General features: G+C 36.7%; 11 protein-coding genes, 1 tRNA gene and 1 pseudogene. 4 read left to right on the top strand and 9 right to left on the bottom strand.

Going from position 1 to position 12,665, the window contains the following annotated elements; all coding sequences use genetic code 11:
• Positions 1-153 precede the first annotated feature (153 nt).
• From P9B04_RS23955 to P9B04_RS23935, 5 genes are all read right to left on the bottom strand, one after another.
• A complete protein-coding gene (locus P9B04_RS23955) occupies positions 154-1,014 on the bottom strand; it encodes a NifU family protein (RefSeq protein ID WP_342057464.1) in 861 nt (286 codons plus the stop codon).
• A 71-nt stretch (positions 1,015-1,085) separates the two neighbouring features.
• Positions 1,086-1,310, bottom strand: a complete 225-nt coding sequence (locus tag P9B04_RS23950; protein WP_342057463.1) for a hypothetical protein — start codon at positions 1,308-1,310, stop codon at positions 1,086-1,088.
• A gap of 12 nt (positions 1,311-1,322) precedes the next feature.
• Positions 1,323-1,592 carry a hypothetical protein gene (locus tag P9B04_RS23945; RefSeq protein WP_342057462.1) on the bottom strand — a complete coding sequence of 90 codons (270 nt, stop codon included), beginning with the start codon at positions 1,590-1,592 and terminating at the stop codon, positions 1,323-1,325.
• A 61-nt stretch (positions 1,593-1,653) separates the two neighbouring features.
• Positions 1,654-2,631 carry a hypothetical protein gene (locus P9B04_RS23940; RefSeq protein ID WP_342057461.1) on the bottom strand — a complete coding sequence of 326 codons (978 nt, stop codon included), beginning with the start codon at positions 2,629-2,631 and terminating at the stop codon, positions 1,654-1,656.
• A 313-nt stretch (positions 2,632-2,944) separates the two neighbouring features.
• Positions 2,945-5,653, bottom strand: coding sequence for a response regulator (locus P9B04_RS23935; protein WP_342057460.1), 2,709 nt, complete (start codon positions 5,651-5,653; stop codon positions 2,945-2,947).
• Positions 5,654-6,532: 879 nt separating this feature from the next.
• Here P9B04_RS23935 and P9B04_RS23930 point away from each other — a divergent pair.
• Entirely contained in the window at positions 6,533-8,821 is a 2,289-nt protein-coding gene (locus P9B04_RS23930) for an NACHT domain-containing protein (RefSeq protein ID WP_342057459.1), read from the top strand.
• Positions 8,822-8,870: 49 nt separating this feature from the next.
• Here the strand turns inward: P9B04_RS23930 and P9B04_RS23925 are convergent, their stop codons facing one another.
• Entirely contained in the window at positions 8,871-9,188 is a 318-nt protein-coding gene (locus P9B04_RS23925; protein WP_342057458.1) for a 2Fe-2S iron-sulfur cluster-binding protein, read from the bottom strand.
• Positions 9,189-9,326: 138 nt separating this feature from the next.
• Between P9B04_RS23925 and P9B04_RS23920 the strand changes: the two genes are divergently transcribed.
• Positions 9,327-9,560, top strand: coding sequence for a hypothetical protein (locus tag P9B04_RS23920; RefSeq protein ID WP_342057491.1), 234 nt, complete (start codon positions 9,327-9,329; stop codon positions 9,558-9,560).
• Positions 9,561-9,596: 36 nt separating this feature from the next.
• Here the strand turns inward: P9B04_RS23920 and P9B04_RS23915 are convergent, their stop codons facing one another.
• The 3 genes from P9B04_RS23915 to P9B04_RS23905 all read right to left on the bottom strand — a co-directional run bounded on the left by P9B04_RS23915 (position 9,597) and on the right by P9B04_RS23905 (position 10,558).
• A complete protein-coding gene (locus P9B04_RS23915; protein ID WP_342057457.1) occupies positions 9,597-9,992 on the bottom strand; it encodes a RidA family protein in 396 nt (131 codons plus the stop codon).
• Positions 9,993-10,007: 15 nt separating this feature from the next.
• A tRNA-Arg gene (locus P9B04_RS23910) sits at positions 10,008-10,081 on the bottom strand.
• A gap of 105 nt (positions 10,082-10,186) precedes the next feature.
• A complete protein-coding gene (locus P9B04_RS23905; RefSeq protein ID WP_342057456.1) occupies positions 10,187-10,558 on the bottom strand; it encodes an EamA family transporter in 372 nt (123 codons plus the stop codon).
• Positions 10,559-10,955: 397 nt separating this feature from the next.
• Between P9B04_RS23905 and P9B04_RS23900 the strand changes: the two genes are divergently transcribed.
• Positions 10,956-11,594, top strand: coding sequence for a histidine phosphatase family protein (locus P9B04_RS23900; protein ID WP_342057455.1), 639 nt, complete (start codon positions 10,956-10,958; stop codon positions 11,592-11,594).
• Between the two features lie 5 nt (positions 11,595-11,599).
• Positions 11,600-12,517 (top strand): annotated as a pseudogene (locus P9B04_RS23895) (Rpn family recombination-promoting nuclease/putative transposase).
• Positions 12,518-12,665 lie beyond the last annotated feature (148 nt).

Raw genomic sequence — 12,665 nt, 5'->3', positions numbered from 1 at the left:
TTAATTTCTCACAACTGATTACTAATTACTATAGGGTTTAATTTCTTAGGGAATTAAACCTTTACTGTAAAGAGAAAAAAGGATTGAAAATCAGAGACATTATATATAAATTTATTCAGTTTTAAATGGCTGTTTTAAAACTACAATTCATATTTAAGCCAGTTTAATTAATACCTTTTCTCCATCCTGTTTCACTGGATAAGCTTCGAGAAATATCCCTGGAGAGGTAATACATTCTCCTGTATCTAAATTATACTTAAATCCATGATGTAAACAGGTTAAAACCCCATTTTCTACTTCCCCTGTATCTAAAGGCATCGCTAAGTGCATACAACTATTACGATAGCCTTTAACTATGTTATCTTTTCTGACTAAAATCAACTTTAACCCTTCAATTTCTAGAGGTAAAATTCCCAGATTAGGAATTTCATCGACTCTAGCTAGTGCAAACCAACCAAGATCTTGAGAAGTAGCAAAAGGACTATCAATTCTCTCCCCTGTATAAGAGACAGTATGGTTAACAGAAACAACTTTTGTAATTTCAGGACAATATGTTTTTATTGCTTGTTCTATACCCTGTTTCATCGTTAAGGTAGAGGCAGGACAATTGCTACAAGTTCCAATTAATTTAACTTCTACAGTATCTGGTAATTTAATACCAATTAATTCTACATCACCGTGATGGCTTTTTAACCCCGGTCTTACTGTTTCTAATGCTTGTTGGATACGTTTTTCTAGGGGAGGTTTTGGGGGTTTAATTAAGTCGTGGTAGCGTAGAATTCCATAGACTAATTCGTCTTGTACTGCTTCCCGTAAGGCTGGTAATGCTTCTTTTTTTACGGTTTTAATAATACGGGTTAAAGCTTCTTTATGTAAGCTTTCAATGGCTTCTTTTAACCTTTCAACTACAATTTGCTGATTTTTATCCCATTGATTAACAATTTCTTCATAGCGACTAATTTCTGCAATCAGTTCGTCTAAATTTTGTCTTTTTTCTGTTGTTAATTGTGTCATTATTTTATTATTTAAAGTTTCAAATATTGTAGTGAATAGCTAATAACTATTCACTGTCAACTCTTGACTAATTACTGCATTTTCAAATCCTTGAGTAAAAATGGCATCATCATACCTGTTACTAGACTGGAAATGGTAATAACAAAAGCAAGATTTAATCCTGTTTCACCTAATCCAACTAATAACAAAGAACCAATCAAAACCCCTAAAGTTAATTGACGATAAAAATAACCAGGGTTACGGAATAATTTACCTTTGAAAAATAACTTTGTTGAGTACCAAGCTAAATCTAACATAACCAAAAACTCCTAAACAAATTTGAGAACAACTAAACCGATAGTAGCCACAGGAAGCACACCTGCTGGTCCCAATAAGCTACCTAAAATACCTGCTAATTCGTAGCCTAAATCTTTTCCTGCTAAGAGAATGCCACCAACGGCCCCTGCAATCATAGAAATAAAACCAGCAAATAATAACCAGAAAATTCCTGTAATTAAGGTAATTTCTCCAGCGACTAAATTAGCAAAAAAGTCTTGAATACTTGGATTATTGGTGACGTATACCATCAAATCATGCATAGAGAAAAGTCTCCTAAGATTAACTAGAGTACAAACTTTATAACCTCAATATTTTGTAGAGTTATTGAGATAAGGCTGCTAATTCTTGGTCTATATCTTTTAACATTTCTGTGACAATATCTACCCGTTCCCATTGTTCGTAGTCCCTAAATATTTGTCTCGCTTCTTGATAGTAAGCCTGAGACTGTTTTAGATTATTAGGGTTTCCTACTTCTGGGTGTTCAATATCATCTGGTAAGTTGAATAAAACGTTGGCTTTATTGGCAATAGTGTTAGCGTATTCTATCGGGGTATCTTGTCGGGTTCTTACCTTTAAGGCCTCATCGTAAGCTGCTAATGCTTTCAAATTGTTGTCGATGGGATGGGAAGTATTAAGATACTGTAGAGCATTGGCTAAATTGTTTTGTAGCATGGCGTATTCGCTGGGATGATCGATTAATGTCACCCATTTCAAAGCCGCTTCAAAGGATTGTACTGCCATACCCTGACGCATTTTTTCTTGATCGGGACTTAAAGGTAAGGACAAATAGGCGATCGCAATGTTATTCTGCAAAATAGCAAATTCTTGAGGATAACTCTCACCTGTGAAGACTTTGGTAGCTTTTTGATAAGCTTGTATGGCATCTTGCATGGTAGCTTCACCAAAGTTTACCAAACCCTGCAATACTACACCCAAGTTCATTTGGGTTTCCGCTATTTCTTCAGGGGCTGCGTGTTCTCCTAGAATAGGTAAGGCGGTTTCGTAAGCGGTTTTAGCTTCCAGTAATAATGCTGAGCTTTCGCTAGGAATAGTTCTTAAAGCTGTCCCCATACCCGATAAACATCTAGCTTTTAACAAAGGCAGATCAGGTGGGGATAGTTCTAAACCTCTGCGGTAAAGTAAAACAGCGTCTTCGAGTTGTTGGCTAGTTTTGGGCTTTTTTTGCAACTCAGTAGCCATTTCTATCAACATTTCTACTTTTTCTGCTAAAGTAGCTGTCTCAGACTCGATGGCAATTAAAGCGGCTTTTACGTTAGCATCACTAATAGTCGGTGTCACGGCGTTAAATAGAGTCGATAAGTGTTCACAAAAATAGGTAACTAACCTTTCTATATTGACTTATTAACCAGAAAATATGAAGGTTATTAGCCATAGTATTTATCAGTAAAATATGCTTCTAGTCTGTTTTTATAGACTGTATGCTTCTATTACAGTTTCTCTATGGTGATGTCGCACTGATTCTATTTAAGCAATGTCTTTATGGCTTATTGATATTTCTTGCTTTTTTTTTAAGATTAATGTAAACATTTTTCGTGGTTACTTTTCCCTGTGTTTAGGATAAGCTGCTGTGAGTTCTTTGAATAACAGTTTGTTAAGTAGCAGTGAATTCTCGCTGTAATTCTTTTTGCAAAGCTTCAGATACTCTGTCATATTCGATCGCAATTCTGGACATTTTATCAGATGATCCCTTAAGGACTCCCTGACGGGCAACTTCCTCCATTTCCTTACACAAATCGCTTAAATAAGTAGCTCCCAGACTTCCGCTAGGCGATCGCAGTGCATGAGCTGCTTGACGAAGTTGCTCGGTATCCTTATCTTCAACAGCTTTTCTCATCCCTTCAAGGGTTAAAGAAGCATCTTGTAAGTATCCCTCGATAATCTCGTTAGTCTGTTTCCCTGCCATTTTCCGTAATTGGTCAAAAATTTTCTCATCGATCACCACAGACTCCGAGCAAGGTTGACAAAGACTAAGAGCTCTTTTTAACTCTTCGATACGGATGGGTTTAGGGATATAGTCGTCCATTCCTGCGGCTAAAAACTTTTCCCGATCACCTTGCATGGATTCTGCTGTCATAGCAACAATGAAAGGGTGTTTATCAGGAGGTAGAATCTCTCGGACATAATGAGTTGCTGTTAATCCATCCATTTCTGGCATCCGAATATCCATCAAAATTACATCATAAGAACGAGTTTTTAGGGCTTCTAATACCTCCCGTCCATCGCTAACGATGTCTGCGCGATAACCCAGTTTTTCCAACAGTAGATGAACCACCTGTTGATTAACCACTACATCCTCAGCAACCAAAATTTTTAAGGGGTGAGTTTCGCCGAGCAAAGATTCTTCTAAATAAGATTCCGGCTTGTTTCTGGTAACTTTAATGGGGGTTCCTGCAAAAATATCCATCAGAGCGTAGTAAAGTTGGGATTTCTGCACTGGTTTAATCAGCACCGAAGCAAACTCCCCCTGACTGTTTTGAGAGGCCATTTCTGCCTTGGTAATAGAACTGAGCATAACTAAAGGTAAAGTAGCACATTTAGATTGTTTGCGAATTTCACGAGCCAACTCTAAACCGTCCATCTCTGGCATATTCATATCCAAAATAGCCACTTCACACAAGTTACCCCGTCGGAGCCATTCTAGAGCTTTTTCGGCGGAGTCCACGGTACAGGTGTACATTCCCCAAGATTGAGCCTGATTAATTAAAATCTTTTGATTGGTAAGATTATCGTCAATAATGAGCATCCGTTTACCCATTAGTGCGCCTTCCCCTTCTTGGGAGGTGACTGGAGAAAAACTTGGGGTAGCTTTGGCACAAAGGGTAAAGTTGAAAGTTGAACCCTTACCTTCTATGCTATGAACCCACATCTTTCCCCCCATTAGTTTGCTCAACCGCTTACTAATAACTAATCCCAGTCCGGTCCCTCCGTATTGTCTGGTGGTAGAAGTGTCCACCTGACTAAAGGGTTGAAAGAGACGATGACTGCGATTAGCAGGAATGCCAATCCCGGTATCTTTGACGGCAAACCTCAGTTCATAATTGGGGTTTTCTTGTTCTTCTTCTGTGTGGTTAAGGGGGGTAGCATTGACATAAATTACCACCTCTCCTTGCTCGGTAAATTTGACTGCGTTACCGATCAAATTGGCGAGAATTTGTTTCAACCTGGTACTATCCCCCACAATGGCATTGGGTGTATTCGATTCGATTAAATACGCTAATTCTAGGTTCTTTTGTGAGGCTTGAGAGACAAACAAGCGCAAAACTTCTTCGATGCAGGGCCCCAGTTCAAAAGGTGCTTCTTCTAACTCTAGTTTGTTGGCTTCAATTTTGGAAAAATCGAGAATATTGTTAATCATCGTTAACAAATTTTTGCCACTGTCCCGGATAATTCCCACAAATTCCTGTTGTTGCTCGTTCAATTGCGTATCTAACAACAATCCTGTCATCCCAGTCACAGCGTTTAAAGGGGTGCGAATTTCATGACCAATCATGGATAAAAATTCACTTTTAGCCAGATTAAGTTCTTCTAAAGCTTTTTCTGAAGCTTTTTGCTGTGCCATTTTTTTCTGTAAGTCTTGAATATCCTGGAAATAATCACCTACACTAGCGATTAATTTTTCTAATTGGTACAGTTCATCCCATTGGTTTAGCTTCGGGCGTTTTTCTTTCGGTAGCAAAGATTGGGTTTTGCTCACTAACCGCCCCAATGGTAATTGTACTTCTCGTCTAAACATGACGAACATAATCAAAATCAAAACACCACTAACAATAAACGAAGCGATTAAAATTTTGGTGGCTGATTTAAGATTACTTTCTTGAATTGATTCTAGAGTATAGGCAATACGCACTTCCCCTAAAGATTGTCCAGCAACAATAATCGGTCGTCGTATTTCTCTAATATGAGGTTTTTGGAGAAGTGGTTCTAACTGGGATTCTACTTTACCTTTTCTAAATTGAGAAAGGGTGACAGCAATAGAGGAATTATCTTGATTAAAAAAGCTGGTAGTCGGTTCTCCCTGTTCGTTCACAACGATACTATATAGTAGATCTTTTCCTACACTGGATTGTCTCATCAACCTTTCTAGGGTTCCATCGTCTAATTGGAAATTAGAATCTTCCGATATAATGCTAACTTCTTGGCTTAAGTCTTCTATCTTAGTTGTTAAATTTTCCACTCGTTGATAATATCGCCATCGAATCTGAATAACTCCAAACAGCAATTGTGCTAGGAGTAAACCAAGACTGGTTAACCCTAAATATCTTAAGGTTATTTTATTAGGTGTAAGGTTACTCAAATTCATAAAATTATATTACAGATATATAGGTTAGGGACTTTTATAAAGTTTTGATATTTAGAAAAACCGTTTTTAGGGAATAATAACTGTTTATATTTGAGGAAATTTGCTAAATTTTATACTTTTTACCTTTATGATGATTTGATGACATAAATTTTGTAGTGCATTGTACAAAATGAGAAGGGGATAATAAAAAGATTTGATTATAAACAGAGGATCAACCACTTCAGGTTACTTTTAGATTCAAAACATAGGAGATGTAAGTATAGCAGTTCCCATACTTGTGAGGTACAGAAGTTATCTCTTTGAGGCAGAAGGCAGGGGGCAGGAGGCAGAAGTTAGGTGTACCTCATGAGTCCGAGAAACGCTATATATACCCTGAGAGGTGATTTACGGATAGATAAACAATCAACAAGCAACACATTAATCAGTTTTTTCTTAGATTTAAACTAAATTAGGGAATATCATCTCCCCTATAGTTACTTGTTTAACACAAGAATGGGTATTTTATCAAGAGCATTTCTAAAAAAAAAATTAAGAAAGTTATTTTCACCTGATACATAAAAGTATAGAAAAATTTATGTTATGAACCGAGTAACGTTAGTTTCTTGAGATTTTCACTGACTTCTCTTCATGGGGTGAGTGGTCAAAATCTTCAAATACTCCTCCATGTCATTTGAAGACTTATCCTGTCAACAGTGTTCATAACTCAGTATCATTACTGTTTAGATCATGATTTTCCAGTGATAATGATCATTGATTGAGTGGTTTTGATTAAGTAATCTACGAAACAGATATCATAAAGTCATATAAGCAGGAACATTCGGATCTTGTTTTTTGTTTACGATAACTTGAGAATATTTTTTTAGTTTCTTTACCTTTAGAATGAGTAATCGATCATTATCAGCTAGTTTATCTGGAATAGAGGAGGCGAAAAAAATCCTAGCGTCCAAAGGTTGGACTCAAGAACGTTTAGCAGGAGAAGTGGGATTATCCAGCCGCCAAAGCATTTGGAAGTTTTTATCAGCTCGTCCTGTTTCTCGTCCAGTTTTTAAGGAAATTTGCTTTAAATTAAACTTAGACTGGGAAAGTGTCGCTGATCTCCCCGATAAAATTCTTTCCACAGGAAATTCTCGAGCAATCACCAACAGTCTTGATATATCTGAGCTAGTGTCTACCATGAGCTTGGAGGTCAAAGACCACATCATAACACAGTGCAGTGTTTTACAGTCCTCTTTCCAGGTGAGTCAACCTCCTCTAGAAAAAATATACACCACCACTAGTTTACATCTCGAACCAAGTTATCAACGTTGGTTAGAGGTATCCGACTTGGAAGGTTCTCTGAATCAGGACAATACTTTACGTTTATCTAAACCAGGTTCTGATGCTATATTAGGTATGGAAGTGGTAACTCAACAAAATAAGCTAGTCATTCTGGGACAACCAGGATCAGGAAAAACCACTTTTTTACAATACATAGCTTTACAGTGTGTTCAAAAAAAATATCCGAGAGATTTAATTCCTTGTTTTATTCAACTAAGAAGCGAATGGGAACAAGAAGGAGAGGAGTTACTAAATCTACAAAAGTATTTAACTGATTATGGAAAGTGTTATGGGTTATCTGCTCAGCAAAGTAATGTTTTGTTGGAAGCGGGAGCATTTTTCTTATTGTTGGACGGTTTGGACGAAGTACCACAAAAGAATAGGGAGAAACTGTGCAAAAATATTCAAGCATTTTCTCGAAAATTCTCAAGAAATCCCATAGTAATAACTTCCAGAAAATCAGCACAACAGTTTCACTTCCAACGTTTCAATTACGTAGAAATGGCAAATTTTGATCAAAACAATATTGATGAATTTGTAGGAAAATGGTTTGTTGCAATTAGCAAAACCCCAGCAGAAGGCCAGAAAAAAGCAGAGGAATTTTTAGAGCAACTAAATCTTCCTGAAAACCAATCCATTCGAGAATTAGCTACTACCCCAATTTTGCTAAATCTCTTATGTTATGTGTTTAAAGAAAAGTCTTCATTCCCTCGCCAAAAAGCTAAGTTATACGAAACGGGATTAGATATTTTATTACAACGTTGGGACAGTTCTAGAGGAATTGAACGGAGTGATTTTTATCACGATTTACCTTTATTGGACAAGAGAAAACTATTATGTGAAATTGCAGAGGTAACTTTTACTAAAGGTCGTTATTTTTTTGAAGCTCGCGAAGTTCAAGAAATTATTGAAGATTATCTGTGCAATCATTGTAACTTCAAAAAAGACCTCGAATCCCTATGGTTGACTAGTGAAGCTATTTTAAAGTCTATTGAGATACAGCATGGCATATTAGTAGAAAAAGCCCAAAACATATACTCTTTTTCCCATCTCACTTTTCAAGAATATTTTACTTCTAGGCACATTATAGCCAGCAATGGTAAAGATCTAGATAATAAGTTAACTAATTTAGCCGAAAATATCATGAATCCAACCTGGAGGGAAGTTATTTTATTAACGGTTGAGATGCTACCCCAAGCGGATATTTTACTCTTAAAAATGAAATCATACTTAGATAAATTCAGCCGAGAAAATATCAAGCTCAAGGAATATTTGAAATATCTCAACAAGAAAATCGAGTCTATTAATTTGTCTTGCTCAAAATCCGCTACAAGAGCTTTTTATTTCACCTTATCTAGTCGCCGAGATTTTAACTTAGCTTTATCTCTAGATTCCCAATTCTTTTATCAGAGTAAATTGAGCCAAGAAATTCAACTTGATTCTAGTTTAATTCGTTCTTTTATAGATAGTTTTGATTTAGCAAAAAAACCTGACATCAAACACTTTCTGAGTTTGCGTTTAAGTTTAGAGATACACGAAAAATTTGAGTTAGATAAAGACTTTTTGGAGGATTTTACACAGCTTAAGAAACAACTTCCTGACCTTCAACAAGAACCAAACTATATTATTAATTGGTGGAAAACCCAAGGAGAAGAATGGATTTATCAATTTCGTAATTTATTGATCTACTATCGTAAAATTGGATACAATTGGCAACTAAATGAGCAGGAAAAAGAACTATTAAATCACTTTTATGAGGGTAATTCTTTCTTAGTAGAATGTTTACAGGGACAGGGTAATATTAGCCCAAAAGTTAAACAAGAAATAGAGTCTAATCTCTTGTTGATATAGTTAAGGAGTTTAAGAAAATTAAACCCCTTATTATCAATAATACGATTAGTTAGGGCTGCGGAAATTGTCTACTGTAAACCTCTTCTTCTTTTTCAGTTTCAACTTTTAAGTTAGAAAGAGGATGAGAAACGCACAATAAAGCATATCCTTCTTCTTGTAACTCAGAACCTAAACCCATTCCATCGCTTTGTTCGACTCTCCCCTCTAATAGCTTCCCTGCGCAAGTGGTACAAACCCCAGCTTCGCAGGAAATTGGTAAGTCCAAACCAGCTTCTCTAGCTACAGCTAACACGGTTTTGTCTTCAGGAACTTCTATGGTTTGGGTTGTTCCTTGATGATGAATCTCAACAGTATAGGTATTGGACATATTTTTCGTCAGGGTTTATAAGCATTCCTTGATCCAATGTATCTCGATTCGATGAACCTTGGCTATTGTTAAGAAATATGACTAAACTTAAAGCTTGATTGCGATTAATCACATTTTCTGACCTTTGACTCTCAGAGAATGTTAAGTTTGAGCAACGCCGAAATCATCCTTTGTATTAAAAAAATCGAAAAGTATATGTATCAGAAAAATACAGACAAAGACTATCTCAGTGCTGCTTTAACTGCTGGTTTGGGTGCAGGAGTTGTTACCTCTTTTGCAGTTCACCAAGGACAAAGTCCTTTCTTAGCTTTAGGAATCACAGTTTTTGCGGCAGTTTGTGGGGTTATTTGCCATCAATTTGATTTAATCTAGGTCAGTAAACCCCAACTTGTTCATGGTTGGGACTATTTAGGGAATGAGAGCAATACACTCGATTTCTACTAAAACGTCTTTGGGTAAACGAGATACCTCAACACAAGCTCTAGCAGGGGCGTTTGCTTCATCAAAATATTGACCGTAAACTTGGTTCATCGTGGCAAAATTACCTAAGTCACTGAGAAAAACCGTGGTCTTAACCACGTTTTCCAAACTCGCTCCGGCGGCTTCTAGAATAGCCTCGATGTTCTTCATGACTTGCAGGGTTTGTTTACTGATATCATTGTCTCCAACCAGTTCCCCTGTTTTGGGGTCTAGAGGGATTTGTCCTGCCATAAACATAAGTCTCCCCTGAGCCACAATAGCTTGATTATAAGGACCAACAGGGGAAGGAGCATTCTCTGTACGAATAACCTGAAAATTACTCATGTTTTTTGATTTATACGGGCTTGGAGGGACTTGAACCCCCGACCTTGTGGTTCGTAGCCACACGCTCTAATCCACTAAGCTACAAGCCCTTGTTCTTCTCAACGATTAACTAATATAGCACAGCTGTTAAAGATTTTGCAAGGCCAAAAACAGAAAATATTCCCCACACCCCAGAATTTGTCACCTGCTAAAGATTAATTTCCTTTCCAGACCACAAGAAGAACACCACAAACAATAAAACCTAGACCGAAAGCTCTATGAATTGGTATGGTTTCCTTAAAGACAAAATAACCAATCAAAACAGAAAAAACATAAATGATGGAAGCCGATGGGCCTGCAACACTGAGATTAACACGAGTTAATAAAAGAATGTAAGCGATCGCCCCTAACCCATAGCAAGATAGTCCTAAAATTAGCTCTGGGGTTAAGACGATGTTAATAATGTGACTAACTGCATTACTACCGTCCACCTTTCCTAATTTAGTAGCCCCTAGTTTTAGGAACAACTGACCTACTGCACTGGTTAGAACCGAAACTAACAATAAACAAAACTCTTGAAAGGTCACAACCCAATACTCCCTATAAAAATCTATTGTTACTTTATGATTGTTTTTCCCAAATAACCACCAACAAGGGAGGCGGATGGCTTCCTTTTTTTGGGGCTATTTAAGCTGATGTCTACCATAAGCTACAAGGAGTTCTTTGAACAACAATTTGACTAACTTATCCCCAACTCTTGCTTTAGCCAATTGTTTCAGCGTGAATCATTACTTAATTGACCATATACAGATGTCAATAATGGGAGTTCATTGATTCAAATTCACTTAGATATGAAGAAGATCCAGAACCAGATACTATTTCTATTTTAGGTTTTTGTGGAAAAGCTGTACAATAAGGAATCTGCATTAGCCTTGAAACAATCGGATACAATTGTTTTCACTGGGTCAATTGGGATTGTTTGTTATGAGTTTAACGTTATATTTTTTGCGCCACGGAGAAACGGAAAATAGCTTTACTGATACTTTTTGTGGAACCCTTGATCCTGATTTAACTCCTCAAGGAAAAGAGATGGCAACAGCTTTTGCTGGTGCTTATGGTTCTTTTGATTGGTCTGCTATTTATGTTAGTCCGATGCGGCGTACTATTTCAACAGCACAACCTCTTTGTGAAGCAATAGGTGTAGAAATGCAGCTCAAAGATGGACTCAAAGAAATGAATTTTGGTGGATGGGAAAATCAAAGCCGTGACTGGGTTAAGGAGCATTATTTAGATGAGTATATCAACTGGATGACGGAACCGGCTTGGAACCCTCCTCCTGATGGAGAAACGGCGGTGGAAGTGGGTAGCCGTGCTATGTTGGTTATATCGGAAATTGAAACAAAATATCCTGATGGGAAGGTTTTGGTTGTTTCTCATAAAACCACTATTAGAATTATTTTGTGTCACTTATTGGGTATTGATTTGGGACTTTATCGTGACCGAATAGATATGTTAGCCGCATCGGTTAGTGTCATTCAATTTGGATTACACGGTCCTATGTTAAAAAAATTGGGCGATCGCTCTTATATGAGTCAAGAATTACAAGATCGTGTAGGAAATTAAATAGAATGATTGATCATGATCGCTTATTCAAGGAATTAATCTCAACTTTTTTTGTTGAATTCATCGATTTATTTTTTCCTCAAATCATAGCCTATCTTGATGAAAGTTCTGTTAAATTTTTGGATAAAGAAATTTTCAGCGATGTCACAGAAGGGGAAAGATATGAAACGGATTTAATTGCTCAGGTGAAGTTTAAAAACCAGCCTTCTTTTTTCTTGATTCATGTTGAAGCACAATCTAGTTCCCAAAGGAATTTTAATAAGCGAATGTTCTCTTATTTTGCTCGTCTTCATGAAAAGTTCGCCTTACCCATTTATCCCATTGTTATTTTCTCCTATGATTATCCTCAAAAAGTAGCAGAAAATCAGTACAAAGTTGAATTTCCTGATTTTAAAGTGTTAGAATTTAATTATCGTGTGGTGCAGCTTAACCAGTTTAATTGGCGAGATTTTATCAATCAAACCAATCCCATTGCATCAGCATTAATGGCTAAAATGAAAATAGCAGAAGAAGATCGACCTAAAGTAAAAGCTCAATGTTTAAGGTTATTAGTAACATTAAAATTAGATCCAGCTAGAATGCAGTTAATTTCAGGATTTATTGATACTTATCTAACTTTAAATCCAATTGAAGAAAACATTTTTTAATCAGAATTAAAAACTTTTTTACCCCAAGAACAAGAGGATGTTATGGAAATTGTCACTAGTTGGATGCAACAAGGAATTGAGCAAGGAATTGAGCAAGGAATTACCAGGGAAAAAAATTTAGTGATTCGTTTAATCGAACGGAAATTAGGAACTATTGAACCCGAAATAAAAAAGCAAATTCAAGGATTAGATATTGAAGAAATTGAAGCATTAGGGGAGGGTATTTTTGATTTTTCTAATGTAGAAGATTTAGGAAATTGGTTGAATCTGCGTTGATTATCCTTACTTTTTTGAATTGTCTTACAAGATACAAAATTATTGGTCAATTTATTGTAGTTTGATGTACTGTGCATCAAACCGGGAAAGAAAGGGAGCGTGTCACTTTTGCGAGGGGAGTCTTAGTTAGCGGGCAATGTCCTACAAC

The sequence above is a fragment of the Crocosphaera sp. Alani8 genome, from assembly GCF_038442745.1.
Taxonomy (GTDB): domain Bacteria; phylum Cyanobacteriota; class Cyanobacteriia; order Cyanobacteriales; family Microcystaceae; genus Crocosphaera.
Note: the sequence above shows the minus strand (reverse complement) of the source record. Positions and strands in the feature narration are given on the sequence as shown.

Excerpts from the sequence above, each read along its gene's own strand:
- P9B04_RS23945 (WP_342057462.1), bottom strand. The coding sequence starts at position 1,592 with ATGCATGATTTGATGGTATACGTCACCAATAATCCAAGTATTCAAGAC.
- P9B04_RS23955 (WP_342057464.1), bottom strand. The coding sequence starts at position 1,014 with ATGACACAATTAACAACAGAAAAAAGACAAAATTTAGACGAACTGATT.
- P9B04_RS23950 (WP_342057463.1), bottom strand. The coding sequence starts at position 1,310 with ATGTTAGATTTAGCTTGGTACTCAACAAAGTTATTTTTCAAAGGTAAA.
- P9B04_RS23900 (WP_342057455.1), top strand. The coding sequence starts at position 10,956 with ATGAGTTTAACGTTATATTTTTTGCGCCACGGAGAAACGGAAAATAGC.
- P9B04_RS23920 (WP_342057491.1), top strand. The coding sequence starts at position 9,327 with ATGTTAAGTTTGAGCAACGCCGAAATCATCCTTTGTATTAAAAAAATC.
- P9B04_RS23935 (WP_342057460.1), bottom strand. The coding sequence starts at position 5,653 with ATGAATTTGAGTAACCTTACACCTAATAAAATAACCTTAAGATATTTA.
- P9B04_RS23915 (WP_342057457.1), bottom strand. The coding sequence starts at position 9,992 with ATGAGTAATTTTCAGGTTATTCGTACAGAGAATGCTCCTTCCCCTGTT.
- P9B04_RS23925 (WP_342057458.1), bottom strand. The coding sequence starts at position 9,188 with ATGTCCAATACCTATACTGTTGAGATTCATCATCAAGGAACAACCCAA.
- P9B04_RS23930 (WP_342057459.1), top strand. The coding sequence starts at position 6,533 with ATGAGTAATCGATCATTATCAGCTAGTTTATCTGGAATAGAGGAGGCG.